Source organism: Bradyrhizobium sp. 195, from assembly GCF_023101665.1.
In the GTDB taxonomy this organism is placed as follows: Bacteria; Pseudomonadota; Alphaproteobacteria; order Rhizobiales; family Xanthobacteraceae; genus Bradyrhizobium.
The window spans coordinates 6,087,806-6,107,075 of the sequence record NZ_CP082161.1 but is presented as its reverse complement, the minus strand read 5'-3'; the positions used below and the strand labels follow the sequence as shown (position 1 = coordinate 6,107,075).

23 protein-coding genes are annotated in these 19,270 nt (G+C 63.1%); 10 read left to right on the top strand and 13 right to left on the bottom strand.

What is annotated here, in order from left to right; genetic code table 11:
* Positions 1-146: 146 nt before the first annotated feature.
* Positions 147-629 carry a nucleoside deaminase gene (locus tag IVB26_RS28600; protein ID WP_247968441.1) on the bottom strand — a complete coding sequence of 161 codons (483 nt, stop codon included), beginning with the start codon at positions 627-629 and terminating at the stop codon, positions 147-149.
* A 221-nt stretch (positions 630-850) separates the two neighbouring features.
* Between IVB26_RS28600 and IVB26_RS28595 the strand changes: the two genes are divergently transcribed.
* The gene (locus IVB26_RS28595; protein ID WP_247973290.1) at positions 851-2,224 is read left to right on the top strand and encodes a hypothetical protein; all 1,374 of its coding nucleotides are present in this window, start codon (positions 851-853) and stop codon (positions 2,222-2,224) included.
* A 54-nt stretch (positions 2,225-2,278) separates the two neighbouring features.
* Here IVB26_RS28595 and IVB26_RS28590 read toward each other — a convergent pair whose 3' ends face one another.
* Complete coding sequence (locus IVB26_RS28590) at positions 2,279-2,500, bottom strand: hypothetical protein (protein ID WP_247968440.1); 222 nt, start codon at positions 2,498-2,500, stop codon at positions 2,279-2,281.
* A gap of 346 nt (positions 2,501-2,846) precedes the next feature.
* On the opposite strand from IVB26_RS28590, the gene IVB26_RS28585 reads away from it, so the two are divergent.
* Complete coding sequence (locus IVB26_RS28585) at positions 2,847-3,029, top strand: hypothetical protein (protein ID WP_247968439.1); 183 nt, start codon at positions 2,847-2,849, stop codon at positions 3,027-3,029.
* Positions 3,030-3,062: 33 nt separating this feature from the next.
* Here IVB26_RS28585 and IVB26_RS28580 read toward each other — a convergent pair whose 3' ends face one another.
* The 3 genes from IVB26_RS28580 to IVB26_RS28570 all read right to left on the bottom strand — a co-directional run bounded on the left by IVB26_RS28580 (position 3,063) and on the right by IVB26_RS28570 (position 5,740).
* Complete coding sequence (locus IVB26_RS28580) at positions 3,063-4,439, bottom strand: vWA domain-containing protein (RefSeq protein ID WP_247968438.1); 1,377 nt, start codon at positions 4,437-4,439, stop codon at positions 3,063-3,065.
* A gap of 5 nt (positions 4,440-4,444) precedes the next feature.
* Complete coding sequence (locus IVB26_RS28575) at positions 4,445-5,392, bottom strand: AAA family ATPase (protein ID WP_247968437.1); 948 nt, start codon at positions 5,390-5,392, stop codon at positions 4,445-4,447.
* Between the two features lie 147 nt (positions 5,393-5,539).
* Entirely contained in the window at positions 5,540-5,740 is a 201-nt protein-coding gene (locus IVB26_RS28570; protein WP_246930757.1) for a hypothetical protein, read from the bottom strand.
* Positions 5,741-5,962: 222 nt separating this feature from the next.
* Here IVB26_RS28570 and IVB26_RS28565 point away from each other — a divergent pair, with 222 nt between their 5' ends.
* Positions 5,963-6,937: a quinone oxidoreductase family protein gene (locus IVB26_RS28565; RefSeq protein ID WP_247968436.1), complete on the top strand. Its 975-nt coding sequence runs from the start codon at positions 5,963-5,965 to the stop codon at positions 6,935-6,937.
* A gap of 38 nt (positions 6,938-6,975) precedes the next feature.
* On the opposite strand, the gene IVB26_RS28560 is transcribed toward IVB26_RS28565, so the two are convergent.
* Together IVB26_RS28560 and IVB26_RS28555 are read right to left on the bottom strand one after the other, a co-directional pair.
* Entirely contained in the window at positions 6,976-7,251 is a 276-nt protein-coding gene (locus IVB26_RS28560; protein ID WP_247968435.1) for a hypothetical protein, read from the bottom strand.
* A 108-nt stretch (positions 7,252-7,359) separates the two neighbouring features.
* Positions 7,360-7,968: a S24 family peptidase gene (locus IVB26_RS28555; protein WP_247968434.1), complete on the bottom strand. Its 609-nt coding sequence runs from the start codon at positions 7,966-7,968 to the stop codon at positions 7,360-7,362.
* A 166-nt stretch (positions 7,969-8,134) separates the two neighbouring features.
* On the opposite strand from IVB26_RS28555, the gene IVB26_RS28550 reads away from it, so the two are divergent.
* Both IVB26_RS28550 and IVB26_RS28545 read left to right on the top strand, forming a co-directional pair.
* Positions 8,135-8,665, top strand: coding sequence for a GcrA family cell cycle regulator (locus IVB26_RS28550; RefSeq protein WP_247968433.1), 531 nt, complete (start codon positions 8,135-8,137; stop codon positions 8,663-8,665).
* 46 nt (positions 8,666-8,711) lie between these two features.
* Positions 8,712-9,287 carry a hypothetical protein gene (locus IVB26_RS28545; protein WP_247968432.1) on the top strand — a complete coding sequence of 192 codons (576 nt, stop codon included), beginning with the start codon at positions 8,712-8,714 and terminating at the stop codon, positions 9,285-9,287.
* Between the two features lie 43 nt (positions 9,288-9,330).
* Here the strand turns inward: IVB26_RS28545 and IVB26_RS28540 are convergent, their stop codons facing one another.
* Entirely contained in the window at positions 9,331-9,687 is a 357-nt protein-coding gene (locus IVB26_RS28540) for a hypothetical protein (RefSeq protein WP_247968431.1), read from the bottom strand.
* Between the two features lie 114 nt (positions 9,688-9,801).
* On the opposite strand from IVB26_RS28540, the gene IVB26_RS28535 reads away from it, so the two are divergent.
* The 3 genes from IVB26_RS28535 to IVB26_RS28525 all read left to right on the top strand — a co-directional run bounded on the left by IVB26_RS28535 (position 9,802) and on the right by IVB26_RS28525 (position 11,023).
* Positions 9,802-9,942, top strand: a complete 141-nt coding sequence (locus tag IVB26_RS28535; RefSeq protein WP_247968430.1) for a hypothetical protein — start codon at positions 9,802-9,804, stop codon at positions 9,940-9,942.
* 399 nt (positions 9,943-10,341) lie between these two features.
* Positions 10,342-10,527, top strand: coding sequence for a hypothetical protein (locus IVB26_RS28530; protein WP_247968429.1), 186 nt, complete (start codon positions 10,342-10,344; stop codon positions 10,525-10,527).
* 154 nt (positions 10,528-10,681) lie between these two features.
* Entirely contained in the window at positions 10,682-11,023 is a 342-nt protein-coding gene (locus IVB26_RS28525; protein ID WP_094891303.1) for a phasin, read from the top strand.
* A 236-nt stretch (positions 11,024-11,259) separates the two neighbouring features.
* On the opposite strand, the gene IVB26_RS28520 is transcribed toward IVB26_RS28525, so the two are convergent.
* From IVB26_RS28520 to IVB26_RS28505, 4 genes are all read right to left on the bottom strand, one after another.
* Positions 11,260-11,577: a c-type cytochrome gene (locus IVB26_RS28520; protein ID WP_247973289.1), complete on the bottom strand. Its 318-nt coding sequence runs from the start codon at positions 11,575-11,577 to the stop codon at positions 11,260-11,262.
* A 36-nt stretch (positions 11,578-11,613) separates the two neighbouring features.
* Complete coding sequence (locus tag IVB26_RS28515) at positions 11,614-11,769, bottom strand: hypothetical protein (protein WP_247968428.1); 156 nt, start codon at positions 11,767-11,769, stop codon at positions 11,614-11,616.
* Between the two features lie 76 nt (positions 11,770-11,845).
* The gene (locus IVB26_RS28510; protein ID WP_247968427.1) at positions 11,846-12,676 is read right to left on the bottom strand and encodes an alpha/beta hydrolase; all 831 of its coding nucleotides are present in this window, start codon (positions 12,674-12,676) and stop codon (positions 11,846-11,848) included.
* Between the two features lie 153 nt (positions 12,677-12,829).
* Positions 12,830-14,626 (bottom strand): ShlB/FhaC/HecB family hemolysin secretion/activation protein, encoded by a 1,797-nt coding sequence (locus IVB26_RS28505; RefSeq protein WP_247968426.1) that lies wholly within the window; start codon positions 14,624-14,626, stop codon positions 12,830-12,832.
* Between the two features lie 130 nt (positions 14,627-14,756).
* Between IVB26_RS28505 and IVB26_RS28500 the strand changes: the two genes are divergently transcribed.
* Together IVB26_RS28500 and IVB26_RS28495 are read left to right on the top strand one after the other, a co-directional pair.
* Entirely contained in the window at positions 14,757-16,004 is a 1,248-nt protein-coding gene (locus IVB26_RS28500) for a FecR family protein (RefSeq protein WP_247968425.1), read from the top strand.
* A gap of 61 nt (positions 16,005-16,065) precedes the next feature.
* On the top strand, positions 16,066-18,807 hold the full coding sequence (locus IVB26_RS28495; RefSeq protein WP_247968424.1) for an EAL domain-containing protein: 2,742 nt from the start codon (positions 16,066-16,068) through the stop codon (positions 18,805-18,807).
* A 17-nt stretch (positions 18,808-18,824) separates the two neighbouring features.
* Here IVB26_RS28495 and IVB26_RS28490 read toward each other — a convergent pair whose 3' ends face one another.
* Positions 18,825-19,085, bottom strand: a complete 261-nt coding sequence (locus IVB26_RS28490) for a hypothetical protein (protein WP_247968423.1) — start codon at positions 19,083-19,085, stop codon at positions 18,825-18,827.
* Between the last annotated feature and the right edge of the window lie 185 nt (positions 19,086-19,270).

The following is a 19,270-nucleotide window of genomic DNA, read 5'->3' as shown; positions in this document are numbered from 1 at the left end:
GTGGAAATGCACGGCGCCATTCGCGCTTACTCTCGTAGGGTGGGCAAAGGCGCGCTAGCGCCGTGCCCACGATCTCTGCGTGGATAGCCAACAGGTGGTGGGCACGCTACGCTTTGCCCACCCTACGGTAGCGGTTATCTCGACATCTATTTCGTCCACACGCCTGCATGCAGCGCTTCGGCTTCGTCCTCGAGCAGCGGACCTACGACTACGGTCGGCCGCTGCCCGCTGGCAAAGACTTCACGGCAGGGCAGGTCGAGGGTCGGGTTCTCCGGATGGTTGCCGGTGACGCCGCGCAGGCGATGCTCGCTGAGGCCGTAAACGACGCGGCCGATGCCGGCCCAGTAGATCGCGCCGGCGCACATCGCGCAGGGCTCCGCCGAGGAATAGAGCGTCGCTGCCGCCAGCACCTCGCGGCTGAGTGTGCGGCAGGCCCGGGTGGCCGCGAGACGTTCGGCATGCGCGGTGCCGTCGTGATCCGGCATGTAGCCGTTCTCGGCCTCGATCAGCACCTTGTCGTCCGCCACGATGATGCAGCCGAACGGATGATTGCCATGGGTGAGGGAGCGGCGGGCGACCGCGAAGGAGAGGCGCAGGAAGTGTTCGTCGCGTGCGGATGCGCCGGCCATCAATCCTCCGCGGCTAGTGTTGCGCCATGCGGCGGCCGACCGCGGCGAGATCGGCGTCGCTGGTCTGTACTTCATACACGAATTCGGACGAACATAAAGATTGTCGCCGCTGGGGCTGGTTGAAGATGCCTCGCCGGAGGCCGACACGTCATCTGGACGAAATACGAATCAGCCATGCTTTGGATGGTGGCCGCACCATCGGAGTTAACCCCAGCCCACATATGAATAGCGATATCTCGTTGCCCTCAAATCGCGGAAACCGATTCTACCAAGGTGTGGCTGCGACATTTTTCGCCAACGCCCTCCAGGCGGTCAATTTTCTCGGGGATCGATTCCTGAGAAAATCGCATCATTCGCTATCGGCCCTCGAGGACCTTTACCGGCACTCGATGGACAGCGCCTTTTCGGTGACCGAGGCCTTCCTCGTCACGGGCGCACCCCACGCATCCGCTTACTACCCGCGTGACTTCGCCTGGTTCTACCCCGACGTCCTCGACCCCGAAACCATCATGGATGCACAGGACGCGGTGCGGCGGGCTCGGCTGCTCGACAAGAGCATCCGTTTGTTGCTGGAGGCGGTTCGCGCCGGCGTCGTCACCACGACCATCGTCCCGGCGGGGCGCGGTCGATATCTCGGTGTGAACTACTTCTCGCGTCCGTCGGACACGCTGCTCGGCATTCTGGCCGGCCTGCAGCAGATGATCTCCGCCGACCAGAGGGCGCCGTCCTATCTGGCGATGTCCCAATGCGCGCATGCGGGCCGCCTGCTGCTGGCCGAATATGGCGGTGACCTGAAGCGTGCGATCCTGCAACTCGCAGGCGAGCTCAAGCCGCTCAACGATGGCAGCAGCAGGTATTTGCTGTGTGACGTAAATGCACCTCGCTCCGCCGCAACGGATACCCGTGCCGAGCGCCGGCGTTTCGTGACCAATGCTTGCGTCCATACGACCTTCGTGTGGAGCGTACAGCTCGGTATCGTCGACGAGAACGAATTGAAGCGGCTGCTCGGCTGCGACCTTGCGCAGTACAAGAAGGATCTGCTCCGCCTGTTCGGCAGGAACGGATATATCAGGCATTCCCTGGAAGGTCCGGCGAACTCACCGGCGTCATCGGTCGCGCTGGATTTCGTCGGCGTACATCGCGGCTTCTGGGATCTGACCGATGCGAGCGAGCGGGCACTGTTCGCCGCCACGGCGGATCTGATCATTGCGGAGCCGCGCTTTCGCATCCCTAGTACGTTCCACTTCTTGGTGTCCGCGAATAATCCGCGGAACAAGATGATCCACAAGATTGCGGCTCCCGCCTATCAGGGACGTTCCTCCTGGCCGACATTCAACGTCGAATTCGCGGATCGCATGCTGGACTATGATGAATTCTCCGCAAGCGAGACCTACCGTTCCTGCGCCCAGGGAATCTTGAAGGACATTCGCGCCGCGACCGAGCTCCACGGCGGATATCAGGAGCTGATCTCAGAGCATGGTCTGAAATATCGCACCTGGGCCTATAAGGGCGCGGTGGCGCACTCCTGGTTTCCGCGTTTCCTGTCGGTCTGGAGAAGGGCGTATGGATCGCCGCTCCTCCAGTGGAATGACTGACCCACGCGGCGATGTGCCAGCGGGGGAATGGCGCAGACGATCAGCGCGAACCTGTCACGCAACGAGATCCAGCAGCCGGCACGACCCGCGCACGAGCACCTTGCGGCCGGCCGGCGTCATCTCAGGCACGCCGTCATTGATGACAACGAGGCCGAGTTCGACGAGGCTTGCGACGAGATAGGGCTTCGAGAGGCGGCCGTTCGACGGCGGGTTGCGAAGTGTGCGCAGAGCTTCCCATTGGTCCGGCGCAAGTTCGAAGTCGAAATCGTTGGTCATGTTGCCTCAAGCGATAGTGCGCGTTGGCGCCTCTGTTAGCGACGCTGCATGAAGACCGTGCGACGACAATGAGTCGGGAATTCGGTGAGCTGTTTAGAACTTCTCTTCACAAATTGCCGCAGTTCGTTGCGACACGAGAGCTAGATCGCTCAATCGCGAACATCGCGCCGCACCGCGATCACTAATTGATGATCCGCAGTTGATGCTGCGCTGCAAGCGCCGCGGTGCACGGGAAGCATCGCTGTCCCATTCTGTGTCGCGAGATGCCTGGAAATCATGAGGCGAGCAATCGGGATTCTGTTACGTTGATTCGCGGGAATGACTTCACGAGGCAGGAGTGGAGTGCATGAACAGGCTGGTTGAAATTCGCAGTCAGGAATCCCTATGTCGGGAGCGTGCGGCGCTCGATTTTGAGCGCCGGATTTTCTGGCTCGCGCAAGCCCAGGAATGGGAGCAGCGTGCGCTCGACGAAATTGCCTATCACTTCCGGGAGTGTAACGTCGGCCAGGCGGAGCTTGCGCGAAGCTGACGTTTCACAACTGAGGTTGGCCGCGAGCGAGACTTACTGATAAGTCGCCACGATATCGGACACGGCGCGCTCGAGCTGTTGCGCGGTGGCGCATTGACGTACGACGCTGCAAAAGGTCGCGTAGCGCGGCATCTCGGAATCGCCAAAGCCCCAGGCGAGTCGTCCTTCGGGATTGAGCCAGACCAGCCGCTTCGAGCGTTCGGAGATGCGGCGCAGGATGTCGGCACGCGGGTCGAGATTGTTGCTGCGGGCATCGCCGAGCACGATCACCGTGGTCTGCGGCGTCAGCGCGCTCATGAAGTCCTTCTCGAAATCGACCAGCGAAGAGCCGTAGTCGGACGAGCCGAAGCCGACCTTGGACATGATCTCGGCCATCGCCTCTTCCGGCGAGTTCTTCTCCAGGATCTCGCTGACCTCGATCATGTGCGAGGAGAACGCGAAGGAGCGGACGTCGTCGACCACCTCGTGCAGCGAGTGGATCAGGAGCAGGAAGAAATCGGAGACTTGCGCGACCGACCCGGAGACGTCGCAGAGCGCTACGATCTTCGGCCGATCGCGATGCTTGCGCTTCCATGCGGTCAGGAACGGCACGCCGCCCCAGGCCGCATTGCGGCGGAGCGTGCGGCGGACGTCGAGATGGCCGCGGCGCTGGCGCTTGCGCGGCTTCGAATAGCGCTCGCGCAGGCGGCGCGCGATCTGGCGGATGAGGGCGCGCATCTCGGCGACCTGGCGACGCTCGATGCGCGCGAGCGGTGCATTGCGCAGGATCTCGTTGCGAAGATTTTCGGCCTCCTCGCGGGCGTAGAGGGCAAGCCCCTGGGAGACCGTGTCGCGCACCGCTTCGCGCAGCGCATCGAGCGCAGCGCGCAGACGCTCGGCCAGTGCCGGGTTGGTCGCGGTCAGCTCGTCGAGCTCGTCGCGCAGGCGCTGGAGGCCCATGGCGTCGAGGATGCGGCTGGAGAAGATGCCGCGCTGGGTGGAGTAGCGGATGTCTGATAGGGAGGCAGTCCCGGAGGCGCTGGCGATGGCGGCTGCGATCGCATTGCGGTCCTGCGACAGCAGCATCTGCGCAAGCTGGCCCAATTCCTGGGGATGCTGGCTTTCGCCCAGCTCGCCAGCCGCCTCAGAGGAGGGCGACTGATCCGAATCCTGCGAAGCGTTCTCGCTGTCGGCTTCGGGCTGATCCTGTCGCGGCTCCGGCTGGCTGAAGAACAGGTCAAAACAGTCGCCGAGTGCGAGCTTCTCGTCCTGGGACTTGGCGAGCGTCAGCAGCAGTGAATCGCGCAGGATGGCCCGGTCGGAAAAACCGACCTGCTTGACCGCGCGCATCGCATCGATGCTCTCCGCAGGCGAGACGTGAACGCCGACGCCCCGTGCTGCCCGAAAGAAACGATGGAGGTTCTCGCGCATCGGCGTCAACCGAAGACGTTGGACCGTGCCGCCTTGGCAATGAAGGTCGTCACCTGCGGCCTTGCTGCCTCGATGTCGGCTTCGTATTTCAGGAGCACGTTGAGCGTGTCCTTGACGATATCGGTGTCGAGCTCCGACGCCTGGAGCAGCACCAGGACGCGCGCCCAGTCGATGGTCTCGCTGACCGAGGGAAGCTTCTTCAGATCGAGCGAGCGTATCTCGTGGATGAAGCCGACCATCTGCCGGCGCAGCGTCTGCGAGATGCTGGGCACGCGGCTTTCGACGATGCGCTCCTCGAGCCGCTGCTCGGGAAAGCCGATATGCAGATGCAGGCAGCGGCGCTTCAAGGCGTCGCCGAGGTCGCGCTCGCTGTTGGAGGTGAGGATCACGGTGGGCGGTGTGATGGCCGAGACAGTGCCGAGCTCGGGGATCGTGACCTGGAAGTCGGACAGGATCTCCAGCAGCAGCGATTCAAATTCCGCGTCCGACTTGTCGATCTCATCGATCAGCAGTACGCAGCCGCCCGGCTGCTCCAGCGCCTGGAGCAGGGGGCGCGGCTCGACGAACTCCTTGGAGAAGAACACGTCGCCGAAATCATGGAGCTGGTCGAGCGCGGCATGCAGCGTCTGCGCGCCGCCCAAGACTTCGCCGAGCTTGTCCTTGAGGATCTGGGTGTAGAGAAGCTGCTTGGCGTATTTCCACTCGTAGAGCGCCTTGGCCTCGTCGAGGCCCTCGTAGCATTGCAGGCGGATCATCTTCATGCCGCGCCAGGCCGCGATCGCCTTGGCAAGCTCGGTCTTGCCGACGCCCGCGGGGCCCTCGACCAGGATCGGCTTCTCGATCTGCTGTGACAAATAGACGGCGGTCGCGATCTGCCGGCTCGCGATATAGCCCTGCGCGGCGAGGCCGCTCTCCACTGCCTCGATCGAGGTCGAGGCCTTCTGTTCAGCCACGAAAGGGCGCTCCCAAAGGTCTTGCTTGAGGCTTGTTCTGCCTGCGTTCCCGGCAAAGAACAAGCCTCGTTTGGGAGGCAGCAGACCCGCGCGGACCGCGCTTTTTCCGCTTAGCGCAAATAGTCGAGCGGTTCGCCGTTCGCGCGATCAGTGCCGCAGCAGCTCCGGCTTGCGGATGGTCTGTCTGACCTCGGCGCCGCAATCGGCGCATTCATAGACAAAGTCGATCTTGGCAAGGCTCCAATGCGGTTCGACCTCGCGCACATACATCGGAAGGAACCCCATGCAGGAGGGGCAATTCACGGGCGCGATTTCGACATCCTGATGATGCTGTACATAAGCTGGCATCTCGGCTCTCCTACGCAGGCGACCACCAAACCCGCGCCGAAGCTACTGCCGGTTGCTCCGGGCGCGTCATCAACTCTTTCGAACGGAGATGGAACGGCGGAGGTTTGTCGCTCGCTGTGACATTCTTGTTACGGGTCCGTACTGTAACGGGCGGACTGAATGCCTATTTCTGCGGCCAATCCGGCTCTTCGGATCTCACCCAACGATAAGGGAGCAACGCCCATGACGCATGCCATTCGCTTTCACAAGACCGGCGGTCCGGAAGTCCTGGTCTGGGAGGAGGTCAGCGTCGGCAAGCCCGGACCGGGCGAGGCGCGAATCCGCCACACCGCCGTCGGTCTCAACTTCGTCGACATCTACAACCGCTCGGGCCTTTACCCGGCGCAACTGCCGAGCGGGCTCGGCAGCGAAGCGGCCGGCGTAGTTGAGGAGGTCGGCCCAGGTGTCACCGATCTGAAGCCGGGCGATCGTGTCGCTTATGGCGCCTCGCCACTCGGTGCCTATTCCGAGGCGCGGCTGATTCCTGCGGACCGCCTGCTGAAGCTGCCCGATGGCGTCGACGACAAGACCGCGGCGGCGATGATGCTCAAGGGGCTCACCACGCAATATCTGATCCGGCAGACCTATCGGGTGAAGGCCGGCGATACCATCCTGCTGCATGCCGCGGCCGGCGGCGTCGGTCTGATCCTGGGCCAATGGGCCAAGCACCTCGGCGCGACCGTGATCGGCACCGTCAGCAATGACGAGAAGGCCAAGCTTGCCAAGGCGCATGGCTGCGACCACGTCATCATCTACACGCGCGAGGATTTCGTGAAGCGGGTCGACGAGATCACGGGCGGCAAGAAGGTCCCCGTGGTCTATGATTCCGTCGGCAAGGACACGTTCCTGAAATCGCTGGATTGCCTCGCGCCGCTCGGCGTCGCTGCGCTGTTCGGTGCGTCCTCCGGCGCCGTCGAACCGCTCAATCTCGGCCTGCTCGCGCAAAAAGGCTCGCTCTACGTCACCCGGCCGACGCTGTTCACCTACGCCGCCAAGCGCGAAAATCTGGTCGCGATGGCGAATGAGCTGTTCGACGTCGTCAAGTCCGGTGCAGTCAAGATCGAGGTGCACCAGACCTATCCATTGAAGGACGCCGCAAAGGCGCATGCCGATCTCGCCGCACGCAAGACCACGGGATCGACCGTCCTGCTGGTGTAATGTCCGGGCGGACGGTGGCGCAGGCTATCCGGTCTGCGTCACGTCCGTTCGTGCTTGCGCAGATCGCGGGCGTGATCGAGGCGGGATGCCTGGAGGTCGACATCCTCCGGCGGGACCTGGGGCAGGGCGGCCTCGGTGAGGATGGCCTCGGTGACGTCCTCGACCGAATTCTCTGCAATTTCGTGGATGAACGAGACATTCCGATATTCACCCGAGGCGATGCGGGAGATGACCTCACGCCTCGTGATCTCAGGATCGACGACCGCCTCGCGGCCCCGCCGTCCATAGTCGATCATCACGACGAAATACTGCATGAAAACGAGCCTGCCGCGTCCTGTTGTCGGGCGCGGCAGAGTATTTCCGAAAAACGGAATCAAGTCAAGTCTGATTTCTAGAAAATCGAAATCAGCCGGCCAAGGCCCTCACTTCCCCTTCTTGCGGGGGCGCGCCGATTTCGCGCGCAGCCGCTCGAGCTGCCCTTTGGGCATCGACAGGCAGATCTCTCCGACCCACTCCAGCTTCACGCCGACGATCGGCTTGGCATTGAAGCTGTTGAGATTGACGACGGACGGGCTTTTCCCCCGCTCGATGGTCTTCAAATAGCGTTCGCCGGTCTTGAGCCGGACCACGGCCTCTTCGCCGTAGAAGCTCGACAGCGGATGGCGCTGGTCCTTGTAGACCACGATCACGTCGCCGCTTTCGTATTTGGGCAGCATCGAATCGCCCACGATCTCGAATGCGACGGTCTCTTCCATGATCGGGAAGGGCAGCGCGATGTCGCCGAGCCCTTCCGGCGGAACCTGCTCATAATCCGGCTCGATCACGGCGCCGGCGCCGACGCGGCCCATGATCGGCGCGAGATTGAGCTCGAGATATTCCATGATCGGAATGATTTCCGAGGCCTTCACCAGGCGTTCGCCGCCGAGGATCTCCGAGACCGCGCCGGGCCGCACGCCCATGGCCGCCGCCAGGCCGCCCTTGCTCTTGCCCGTCTTCTCCAGGCCCCGCTCGATCATTGCAACGTCCAACATGGTGATTCCCTCGATTGCGCACCGACTTGCCTCTTGTAATCCGAAATTCGGAATTATTGCAATTATGAATATCAGAATTATCGCTTGACTTGATCTTCGGAATACCGGAATGTGCGTTTCGCCTCCCGGTCATGCGATCGGAGGAGGCGCATCACAGGACAGCAACATGGAACCGGGCCATTGGCCGTCGGAGCATTCCGACGCGCTTCGCGACTATTTTCGCAAGGGCATGTCTTATGCGGAGATCGGACGACAGATTAACGCAAGGTTTGGAACGGCTTACACGCGCAATGCGGTGATCGGCCGCGCCAAGCGGCTCCGGCTCGTGATACCGGAATGGATCGCGAGCCCGTCGATCGCGCCGTATTTGCCTGGTGAAGCTCCGGTTTCGCCGCGCCGCGCGGTGTTGCCGAACCTGAATGTGCCGCCGAAGTCCGCAATGAAGCCTGCGGTGCCGGTGAAGTTGCGCTGCGTCGGGATTCAGCCGCGCCTGATCCAACTGGTTGAACTCGAGCCGGCCGACTGCCGCTATCCCTATGGCGGCGAAAAGGACGGGGAGGCGATCACCTTCTGTGGCCATCCGCGCCAGCCGGGCTGCAGCTATTGCGCGCCGCATGCGCGCCTGGCGCACCGCTCCCGTGCTGCGTCCGCCCGCGCGCCCGGTCCGGTCGTGCTCAAGCTGGTCTCGGTTGCCTGAGCTTGTGGCCCCCCGTTCCATCGATAATTTCGCAAGGAGTATCCGAGTGGCTCGTGTCCGACGCAATAAGTCCTACAAAATGACGCAGATCTACGACCGGCGGTCCCGCGAGTTGCCGTTCAATGCCGAAGTGGCGGAGGTCGAGGTCGACAATCCGCTGGCGCTCGATTCCGGTGAGAAGATCGTGGCTATCCGGTCGATCCGTCGCGATCCCCTCGGCCGGCTGCAGGCACACCACCAGATCGACGAGGCGCAATACCGCGGCGGGCGTGCCTTCCAGAACGATTGGGAGAGGGCGGAGCGGGGCCCTCAGGCGATGGATCCGACCCGGGAATATGTCGATGGCGCGCGCACACGTGAGCCCGTCACCGAGAGCCAGCGCCAGGCGGTGTTGCGGCTGAATCGGGTCGAGCGCGAACTCGGCACCGACGGTGCCGCGCTGGTGCACGACGTGCTGATACTGGGCCTGACCATGGATCAGATCGGGGAGCGTCGCGCCGTCCGGACGCAGCGCTGGAACGATTATTTCGCGCGGCGTTTTCGCGAATGCCTGGACCGGCTGGCGCTGGTCTACGGCTTTGCGACGGAAACGGGGACACAACGGGCAGAGCGGCGCAGATGAACGGCACGCCGGCGGCCTCGGCTGCCGGCGCGCCAGTCTGTTGCTAGGGATGCGGTACGATCTGGTAAGGCGTCGTGTAGGGCTCGACGCGGAGCGAGGCGTTGGCCAGAAGCCCGATCTTGGCGGTCGGCGCCTGCTGCAATTCGCCGTTCGGGCCGCGATGCACGTTGTATTGCCACACCGTGAGATCGCCCTTCTGCGCCAGCGCGTGCGCAACCGCGCTCGCATCATTGCCGCCAAGCGCCTTGAGTTCCTCTGTCGATAACCCGACGACGATCTCGTCCTTGACGGTGATGATCTTGAACAGGTTCATCTTGGTCTCCTGCGCCCAGGCGCCTTGTATCGAGAGGGTGAAAAGCGCAGCCGCGGCGCCCTTGATGAGATCGCAGCGAGAAAGCATGCCGTCGTCCTTTGGTGCTGACGCGCGCCCGAATCGAAGAGTCTTCAGCCATGGCGCCGTCGTCTGCGTGGCCGTGTCGCAACGGCTTGGTCGTTCGCTCATGGACAAAAGTTCATGGGCGCAAAGCATTTCCGGACCAATGAATCCCGAGGCGACGGCCGCGCCGAGATCAGGACGCTGGAGATCGGCTGCCAGATCAGCCTTCATTTTGCCGCGGTCACAACCGCCGAGGGCGGACGCAACAATTGCGTGTAAGCGCTGGAAAGCCGCTCATTCGCAGCGAGCGTCCATTCATATCGGAAACATGCCGAAACGTTGCACCGATTGACAGCGACCGAGGCTGTGTGCGTGATTGATGCCGCTTCTTGACGCAGGTGGGTGACGGCGGTCGATATTCCTGTTATCCGGAATTGCCATGGTGCGATGCAGACGAGGCATCGCTACAGCCATCGTTGGACTTGCCGGATTGGTTGTTCTTTGACATACTTGCAACCCTCTGGTTGAGCCCGTGGTTTGGGACATGTCGTTCAGCGTGCCAACCGGTCGGGGCCATCCGGTCGAGAGTTCGTCGCGATAGGGTCCTGTTGTGGCGTCTTGTCGTGGCATTCGGTTCTTGAGTGGATTACGAAGGCCGATGCTTGTCATAGGTGCGAGATGAAAAACCTCAATTTCGCGACTGAACTGCACCTCAAGCTCGGCGTGCCCGCGAGTGGCACGGTCGAAAGTTTGCGCCTGCTCCGTGCGTTCCTGAAGCTCGCACCTCGACAGCGTTTCGAGGTCATCAAGCTGGTCGAAGACCTCGCCACCGAGGAAGCTCTTCCCGAACTCCCCTTGTCCTGAGCCCGGCCGCGCGCCGGCCTTGCGCCGTCTCCTTCGTTTTTCCGCTACGTTTTCCTGCCGGAGCCGGACTGCCGGCGACGTTTCCCCAAGGCTGGCGCTGGAAGGCGATCCGCCAAGTGTGGTATTCAGTTGGGAAAACGGGAGGAGTGCGACCATGATCGAACCGAAACTCGAAGTTCCGGCCGAACTGCGCGACTTGGCCGAGAAGACAATAGACCAGGCGGAAAAAGCATTCGGGATGTTTTTCGAAGCCGCCACCAAATCGATGTCGTCAGTTCCAGGCGCGGGGACGGACGTGTCGAAGCAGGCGCTGGTTTTCACCGAGCAGAACATGAAGTCGGCCTTCGAGCACGCACGCAAGCTGGTTCATGCCACCGACCTCCAGGAAGCGATGCGAATCCAGTCCGATTTCCTGCGCAGCCAGTTCACCAGCGCCGGAGATCACATGCGCCAGATGACCGGCAGTCTCATGCAACCGGGTAAGGGCAAGTCCTGATTCTGGGCCTGTGCACAGCGTGCCCATAAATTGAACTTGCATGGCGTGGCGATCCGCACTTCGATGCTGGCGCGGATCCATGCCGGGCCACCGACTGACCTCATTCGCCGTCTGGCATCCCTTCTGCTGATCCCTGTCGGTCCGCCGGCAGGGATTTGCATTTGTGGCAGATGTGTGCGGGCGCGCTACCGTTTCGCACTTTGGGCTAACGCGGCCCTTCGCGTGCGGATCATGCGCTAGCGCAGCGATGCGATGTAGGCCGCGATGTCGCCGGCTTCGGTCCGGCTCAAGGGGAAATTCGGCATCTTCGGGTGCGGATCGAGCAGGAAAAAGGCGAGCCTTTCCGGATTGAAGTCCTGCCTGCGCGCAACGGAGGCAAAGGAGGGAACGTCGGCACTCGCTCGGGTCTGGCTGTTCGCGACGACATGGCAGCTTGCGCACCAGCGCTTGGCGAGGTCGGCACCGTGATCGGCATCGGCGGCGAGCGCGGACGATGTGCCGACGCTCGAGGTTACGGCAAGCAGCAGGCAGATTCGTCTCAAATGCTGGTGCACAGGGTAACCTTCATGCATTCGTTCGCGTCGCCATGCTTATCCGCAGCACGATCCCGGAAATTGCGAGAGATCAATGCGGGCGATGATCGAGCGCAGCAGCTTGCGGACCGAACGATAGAGATGCCGTACGGGTGCCGGCATCCTCGCGGCGGGCAGACCTTTCGTATCAAGGCTTTCGATATAGTGCGACACGTGACTCTCCGAGGCCATACGGTTCTTCTATCCCGCCGCCCCGGAGCCGCCTTGATCTGCCGCAAAGCGCTCCCGGCTAATAATCGCCCGGATTCATGATCATCGGGCTCTTCGTGTCAGCCGGCGCGAGCGCGCTGCTGGCGCTGTCACGCAGGAAGCGGTCGAGCGTTTCCTGGATCTTCTCCTTGACCGAGTTGGGGCCGCGATCACTCATCTCCGTGTGCTGGGCGCCGGTGTGGACGATGTCGATACCACGCGCCTTGGCCTCTTCGGGCGTCGGCAGCACGCCGGGATCGGTCACGAAATGCGGATCTTTCGACCTGAACGATAGGATCTTCATGCCGTCGCTGAGCACGAAAGGCACCCGCTGATTGTCGAGGGTAATCACCTTCGACACCAACTCCGGGTGCTGGTGGGCGACATACATCGAGACATCGCCGCCGTTGGAATGGCCAACAAGGGTGACGTGGTCGTAGTCGACGTTCTCCTGCCGCCTCTTCAGTTCGCCCAACACGAAAAGAATGTTGGCCTCACAGCGGATATAGACGTCACGCCGGCCGACATATTGCTGACCGACACGGGTCATCAACGGCGGATCGCTCGGCAGGTCCTGCTGGATGCTGACAACCAGATAGCCGCGCGCGGCGAGCACGTTGGCGAGGAAGGAATATTCGGTGGCCCTGACCGTGTTGCCGTTGCTGATGATGGCAACGGGGAGCTTCCAGAGGCCGAGATTGGCCTTGGTCTCGTAGTCACGCCGCACTGCCACGTCGACGGCGATCGGCCGCTGACGCGAGGCGTCGAACAGCGCCACGGCCTCATGGCGGATCGCGAACCGGCTGACGAGGAAATACTCCCCGACGCCGAGGACGCAGAGAAACGCCAGGATTGCAAACACTCTCTTCATGGTTGCGTCTCAAAGCATGTTCGGCTGAACATGGTCATCGGAACTCTCGGATCGAGCGATCGTGAGCAGGTTAGGGGATTAAATTTAGGCAAGTCTGTGAGCAAGGCGGCAAAAGGGCCGGATCCGGGGGGACCACTCGCGCATGGCGGGCGGCTAGAGACAGCCGGTTTTGCCGCGTTTGGGGCAGAGCCGGAATGCGCTCGACAGCGTGAACAGGAAACGGGGACTGCGGCGCGCGTTGTCCGGTGCCCGGTAGCTCAAGGGCACGGCCACGCCGAGATCTGCCTGGAGATCGTCTGGCAGGAAGAATCGCACACCGGCGCCGGCCGATGTGAGCGACAGGCCCTCGCTCAGGCGGTAACCGTCGTTCCAGACGGCGCCGGCGTCGCCAAAGGCGTAGAGCTGATAGCCGGTCCAGTAGCGGAAATTGAGCTTCTGGTCGAAGCGCAGTTCGAGCGAGCCGGCAAGGCCGTTGTCGCCGCTGATCTCGGCTGCGCCGTAGCCCCGGCCGAAGGCCGCGCCGCCGAGATAGAATTGCTGCGAGGTGAACAGCGGCCGCGAGGCTGTCTGGCTCGCCGCGGCGAGCTTGAGCGACCAGGCATCGTTGAGTGTCTGGTAGCGTGTGAACCAGAGGTTCAGCACCGAGAAGTTCGACGAGGCGCCGTCGCGCGACAACAGAGCGTCGTCGAAATGCGAAGCGCCGAAGATGTCGAGACCCTGGCGGTAGGTCAGCGTTGCGAAATTGGTGCCGCCGAAGTGATCCTGCAGCCTGTAGTCGGCGGTCAGGCTCGCCGTCCTGATGTGGTCGTTGTACCAGGGACCGTACAGGTCGTGCTCGGATACATTGCTGAAGGTTGTCGCCGCAGTCAGCGTGAGCGCGGAGGACTGCGATTGCAGCGGAACGATGCTGGCGCGCAGCTCGAAGGCCTCGGTCGTCGTGATGTCGCTGTCGAGGCGGCGGGCATCGCCCGGCCGGACCGCGCTGTACAGCACGGAGCCGCCAAAGCGGAAACCACCGACACCGACGGGCGTGTCGTAAGATAGCCGCGCAAAGCCGAGCTGGCGCGGATCGTTGGCAATGGTCGACAGGTTGACCGCCAGCGTATCGCCGGGCGTGAGATAGGAGTTGAACGCGCCGGTGGCGTAGGTCTGCCACGGACCGACCGAGGATGATCCGAGATTGTCCAGGCCGAACGAGGAGAAGACGTGCCAGGTCTTCAAGTGGATTGTGAGACGGAAACGGCCGGACGCGCCGCCGATCTCCTCGAGCGCGGTATCGGTGATCCGGACGCCCGGCCTGCCGTTGATGAGGAAGAGCTGGCGTTCGAGCGTCGGGAGGCGCGACGGCTGCTCGGCCAGAACCGGCCCGAGCATCGGCCTGACGCCGAACTGCTCGGCGCCGTCGCCTTTCAGCTCGACCTGCACGATGGCGCCTTCGATCACCTGGATCCGGACCCGGCCGTCCGCAATGTCCTGCGGCGGCACGATGGCCCGGCTCAGATGGAAGCCGTCGGCGCGGTAGAGATCGCTGATCGCACCTGCGATCCCGGCGAGATCCGCCTGCGAGACTCTCTTGCCGAGATACGGCTGATACACCGCGGCAATGCGATCGGGGGAGACGGTGTGGGCGCCGCTGACGTCGACGCCGCGCAGCACGAATTGCGGCTTGGTATCGCCGCCGGTGTTGGGCTGGCCGACCGTCGGCAGCCTGACCGGCGGACGGTTCAGCGTTTCCCGCTCGGTTTGGTTTTCAAAGTGTTTCTCGGGTTGACGCGGATCGAAACCCGGCTGGTTCGCCTGTTGTGCGAACGCCTGGGAAACTCCCGCAAGAATTGGTGCCAATAGCACCAGCGCGGTAAGGACATGCCGCCTCTCAACGCACGCAGCGAATCTCTCCCCGTAGTTTGACGGAGAAATTGCCGCGGGGCGGTAAGCGTTCATTAGCCTCATGATTTTTCTTAGTTTTTTATGGTCAATGATTGGTTAAGGCGGCCGCTTGGCTGGCCTTCACCTGCTAATTCTCTCTTGAGTGATTTCGGATACGCCACAGGTCTGGCTGTAACCCGGACTGAGGATCGTGATGCTCGGCAGAATTGGAATGCGGTGCGCCTTCGCGGCGGCACTGATCCTGGCAATGGCATCCGGTGCATCCGCTGCGGAGGATGGTGTCTGGTCGGTCAGCAAGGCCACCGGTGAGGTGTGGATCGCGACCGACGGGGTGCAACAGGTCTCGCTGAACCAGGACGAGACGCTCAAGCCTGGCAATACCATCCGTACCGGACGCAACGGCCGGGTGCTGCTCGTCCGCGGTGAGGAAACGATTCTGATCTCTCCCAACTCCGTGGTCGGCTTGCCGGCGGAGAAGAAGGAGGGGCTCTCGACCACCATCATCCAGCAGGCAGGTTCGATCCTGCTCGAAGTCGAGAAGCGCAACGTCAAGCATTTCGAGGTCGAGACGCCCTATCTCGCCGCCGTGGTCAAGGGAACGCAGTTCAGCGTCACCGTGGGAGCCGGCAGCACCAAGGTCGGCGTGCTGCGCGGCCAGGTCGAGGTCTCCGACTTCAGGACGGGACAGATTGCCCAGGTCATGCCGGGACAGGCGGCCACCGTCTTTGAGCACGGCAAGCCCGGTCTCAGCCTGAGCGGTGCAGGCACGTTCAATCCGATCGAGCACGGCAAGCCGCGCGCTCCCGCGATCGAGCGTGTGCCCGTACCGAAATCAGGCCTGTCGGCGCCGCGCAACGCTGCGAACGGACATGCGATCCACGCGCTCGGTCCGATCGACAAGGGGACCAAGGCGGCGGGCGTGCCGAAGCCGTCTCATCAGGCGGCAGGAGATCATGCATCCAGGGCCGGTGTGGTGCGCATCTCGAGCTCGCTCGGCGAGGTCAAGCTGAACTTCCACACGGTGACACGCGGGCTCGCCCACGGCGCCGTTGCTCCCGCCCATGCGCGTAACGCGAACGCCGGTACCGAGACGGTCTGGAGCGATGGCAAGTCCAGCACGACAGCGCCCAACAGCTCCGTCCAGACTGCCGTGACGACAAGCGGTGCGTCGTCGGCCGGTAACCCGTCGAGCGCCGGCGCGGCAATAGCCGCCGCGGCTGCGGGCGCTTCCAGCGACAGCCCTGGAGCCAGCAACGGAAACTCCGGTGGCAACGGCAACAACGGAAACAGCAATAACGGAAACGGTAACAACGGCAATAGCGGAAATCACGGCAACCATGGTGCTACCGGCAACGGCAGGGGCAACAATGGCGACGGCAACGGGAATGGCGGCGGCAATGGCCACGGCCATGGCAACGGCTACGGCCACAACCGACACTGAAGCGGTTTCCTAGGGGATGAGTGGGGCGCACCTGCAGGAGCGGGTGCGGGGGAGGATCGGAGTGAAACGCTATCGGCCGCATATTCTCGTCGTGATCGCGCTTGCGATCGTGCTGTCCACGGGATGGCATGGTTCGCTTCGCAACGCGCTCACCGATCTGCGGTTCGCCTGGCAATCGCGCGACGCCAGCGGCAAGGTCGTCGTGGTGGCCATCGACGCACCGTCCATCGATCAGATCGGGGTGTGGCCCTGGCCGCGCCGGCTGCACGCGGAGCTGTTGCACAGGCTCGAGGCCGCGGGAGCGGGGGACATCGCCTTCGATGTCGATTTCAGCACGCCGTCGGATCCGGCGTCCGACGAGGCCTTCGTCAAGGCCCTTCGCGAGGTCGGGGGTTCGACGATCCTGCCGTCCTTCAAGCAGCCGACGCCGAATGGTGGCGCGGCGCACGTCAATCGCCCCCTGAAGCCGTTCGCCAACCAGTCCTGGCCGGCCGTCGTGAACGTCGCAGTCGAATCCGACGGACTCGTTCGCCGCTATCCGTTCGGCGAGAAGCTCGGCGATTCCTTGATGCCGTCGATGGCTGTCGTGCTGGCCGGTCAGGACGCCAACCGGCGGCTGCCCTTCCTGATCGATTTCAGCATTCGCGCAGCCTCGATTCCAACCGTCTCCTATGTCGACGTACTGCGCGGCGATACCGCGACTCTCGACAAGGTCAGGGACAAGAAGATCATCGTGGGGGCGACCGCGCTCGAGCTCGGCGACAGGTTTAGCGTTCCAAATGGACGTATCCTTTCGGGGCCGGCTCTGCAGGCGCTGGCGGCAGAATCGATCCTGCAAAACCGGATGCTGCGCGGGACATCCGACATCGGCATGATCCTGGGCCTCGGCGCAATCTGCCTTCTGATGATGTATTCGTGGCGCCGCTTTTCACCAGGTATGCGCGTTGCAATCCTGATCTCGGCCGGGGCAGCCATCGAGCTGGTGGCAGTCCTTGTCCAGGCTAAATGGCCGCTCATCATCAACACGTCGCTGTTCCACATTGCGATCATCGCTTATCTGACGGCGATCGCCCTGGACGAGATCGATTTCCGGAGTCTGCTGGGACGCATCGCCGAGAGCCGCTTCCATCGCATCGCGATGTCGCTGGGCGACGGTCTCGTCTGCACCGACGAGAACCACCAGATCACGGTCTGGAATCCCGGCGCGAGCGCGATCTTCGGCTACATGCCGGCCGAGATGATCGGCCGTCCATTCGAAATGTTGTGCGCGGTGCTGGCGGACGGCGATGCAAGGCCGTCCATGCATGACGCCGCGCGCCAGGCACTCCTGGTTCCGGGCGGGGCGGTCGTCGTCGAGTTCGAGGGCCGGCGCAAGAATGGGGAAACCTTCCCCGTCGAAGCGAGCTTCTCGGGCTGGCAGGGAACGGATGGCTTTCAGTACGGCGCGATCCTTCGCGACATCTCGGTGCGCAAACGCGAGGCCGAACGCGTCAAATACCTCGCCGAACATGACGCGCTGACCGGTCTTGCCAATCGCAACACGCTGCATGCCGAGCTGGCCGGCATGATTACGGATGCGAGGCGACAGCCCCGCGAGGTCGCGTTGCTCGTAATCGGGCTCGACGGCTTCCAGCAAATCAACAACATGCTTGGACATTCAGCCGGTGACCGCGTGCTGCGGGCCGTCGCTGAGCGTCTTCGGATCGAGGCCGATGGCAAGGCAGTCGTGGCCCGCCTCAGCGGCGACGAATTCGCCATCGCGCTTGATTGTGCCGAGGCCGGCGAACCGATCGCGGTGTTCGCCGAGCGGATCGCGCAGGCGTTCGAGGCGCCGCTTGCGACCGGCACGCGGCAGCACCGCGTCAGGATCAGCATCGGAGTTGCCGTCTATCCTGAAGGCGGACACAACGCTGACGATCTCCTGAGCAATGGCCATCTCGCGTTGAGCCGGGCCAAGGCGACGCGGCGGGGCGGCCACGTCCTCTTCGAGGCTGCGATCCGGCAGGAGCTCGAGAACCGGCTGACGCTGGAGAGCGAGTTGGCGCTTGCCGCAGATCGCGGTGAGTTCGAGCTGTTTTACCAGCCCCAGGTTCGTCTGATCGACGGCAGCCTTGTCGGGGCCGAAGCGCTCATCCGTTGGCAACATCCCGTGCGCGGCTACGTCTCCCCCGGAGAGTTCATGCCGGTGGTCAACACTTCGGCCCTGTCCGAGCGGATCGCGAATTGGGTGATGGAGACCGCCTGCCGTCAGGCGCGTGCCTGGGAATTGTCGGGCAACGGCGTGCGCGTTGCGATCAACCTCTCGCCCTCGCAGCTTCAGTCCGGCGATCTCGCGCATGCGGTTGCGGCGCTGCTCGATGCGACGGGGCTCTCGCCCTCGCTGCTTGAGATCGAGGTCACCGAAGACATTCTGCTCCACGATGAAAGCCGCGTGCTCGACATGTTCAAGCGGATCCAGCAGCTGGGTGTCCGCGTCCTGTTCGACGATTTCGGCACGGGCTATGCAAGCCTGAGCTATCTGAAGAAGTTTCCGCTCGACGGGCTCAAGATCGACCGGTCGTTCGTGTTCGGTCTGCTCGAGAATTCCGACGATGCCGCGATCGTCGGCTCGACCATCGGGCTCAGCAAGCAGCTCGGCCTCACGGTCGTGGCGGAAGGCATTGAGAACCGCGCAACCGCCGACTTCCTGGTCAGCATGGGATGCGAGGATGGGCAGGGGTATTACTTCGGCCGTCCGATGCCTGCCGAGGCATTCGAAAAGCAATTCCTCGCGGCAGAACTCGTCGCGGTCAGCGCTGCCTGAGCAGGGTCGTCGGTTATCTATCGCCGCCGTGCGACTGCGACGCCAAAGAGGAAAGCGACGAACAGGCTGGAAAGCGGTGCTTCGCGCGTGATCGCCGCGACCGTCGCGAGGGCTCCGCCGGGCTTGCGCGATTCCTCGATTGTAGAGGTCAGACGGTCGACTGCTGCGTGCAGGCCACCGGCGACTTCACCGATCGTGCGGGAGACATCGGCTGCCGTATCGATGGCACGCTCGGCCACGCCGGGGTGAGAAGGGGATTGCGGTAAGTCCGTACTCAAGTGCGCGACCTCCAAGCCTGATGGCGGAGGCCGGCACCTTTGGCTATCCGCGCGAGCGCTCGTTTAGAACAGCGGGTCTGACGACCTTTGGCTATCCGCGACAGGCGCCGTGATTGACGGCGGGTGCCGGCCTTGAATGGGCAATTCAGCGCACGGGATTTTGTTCCGAGGTGATCCGCCGACAG

What these genes read in the sequence shown, in the direction of transcription:
- IVB26_RS28600 (WP_247968441.1), bottom strand. Translation starts at nt 629, where the DNA reads ATGGCCGGCGCATCCGCACGCGACGAACACTTCCTGCGCCTCTCCTTC.
- IVB26_RS28595 (WP_247973290.1), top strand. Translation starts at nt 851, where the DNA reads ATGAATAGCGATATCTCGTTGCCCTCAAATCGCGGAAACCGATTCTAC.
- IVB26_RS28590 (WP_247968440.1), bottom strand. Translation starts at nt 2,500, where the DNA reads ATGACCAACGATTTCGACTTCGAACTTGCGCCGGACCAATGGGAAGCT.
- IVB26_RS28585 (WP_247968439.1), top strand. Translation starts at nt 2,847, where the DNA reads ATGAACAGGCTGGTTGAAATTCGCAGTCAGGAATCCCTATGTCGGGAG.
- IVB26_RS28580 (WP_247968438.1), bottom strand. Translation starts at nt 4,439, where the DNA reads ATGCGCGAGAACCTCCATCGTTTCTTTCGGGCAGCACGGGGCGTCGGC.
- IVB26_RS28570 (WP_246930757.1), bottom strand. Translation starts at nt 5,740, where the DNA reads ATGCCAGCTTATGTACAGCATCATCAGGATGTCGAAATCGCGCCCGTG.
- IVB26_RS28565 (WP_247968436.1), top strand. Translation starts at nt 5,963, where the DNA reads ATGACGCATGCCATTCGCTTTCACAAGACCGGCGGTCCGGAAGTCCTG.
- IVB26_RS28560 (WP_247968435.1), bottom strand. Translation starts at nt 7,251, where the DNA reads ATGCAGTATTTCGTCGTGATGATCGACTATGGACGGCGGGGCCGCGAG.
- IVB26_RS28555 (WP_247968434.1), bottom strand. Translation starts at nt 7,968, where the DNA reads ATGTTGGACGTTGCAATGATCGAGCGGGGCCTGGAGAAGACGGGCAAG.
- IVB26_RS28550 (WP_247968433.1), top strand. Translation starts at nt 8,135, where the DNA reads ATGGAACCGGGCCATTGGCCGTCGGAGCATTCCGACGCGCTTCGCGAC.
- IVB26_RS28540 (WP_247968431.1), bottom strand. Translation starts at nt 9,687, where the DNA reads ATGCTTTCTCGCTGCGATCTCATCAAGGGCGCCGCGGCTGCGCTTTTC.
- IVB26_RS28535 (WP_247968430.1), top strand. Translation starts at nt 9,802, where the DNA reads ATGGGCGCAAAGCATTTCCGGACCAATGAATCCCGAGGCGACGGCCGC.
- IVB26_RS28530 (WP_247968429.1), top strand. Translation starts at nt 10,342, where the DNA reads ATGAAAAACCTCAATTTCGCGACTGAACTGCACCTCAAGCTCGGCGTG.
- IVB26_RS28525 (WP_094891303.1), top strand. Translation starts at nt 10,682, where the DNA reads ATGATCGAACCGAAACTCGAAGTTCCGGCCGAACTGCGCGACTTGGCC.
- IVB26_RS28510 (WP_247968427.1), bottom strand. Translation starts at nt 12,676, where the DNA reads ATGAAGAGAGTGTTTGCAATCCTGGCGTTTCTCTGCGTCCTCGGCGTC.
- IVB26_RS28505 (WP_247968426.1), bottom strand. Translation starts at nt 14,626, where the DNA reads ATGAGGCTAATGAACGCTTACCGCCCCGCGGCAATTTCTCCGTCAAAC.
- IVB26_RS28500 (WP_247968425.1), top strand. Translation starts at nt 14,757, where the DNA reads ATGCTCGGCAGAATTGGAATGCGGTGCGCCTTCGCGGCGGCACTGATC.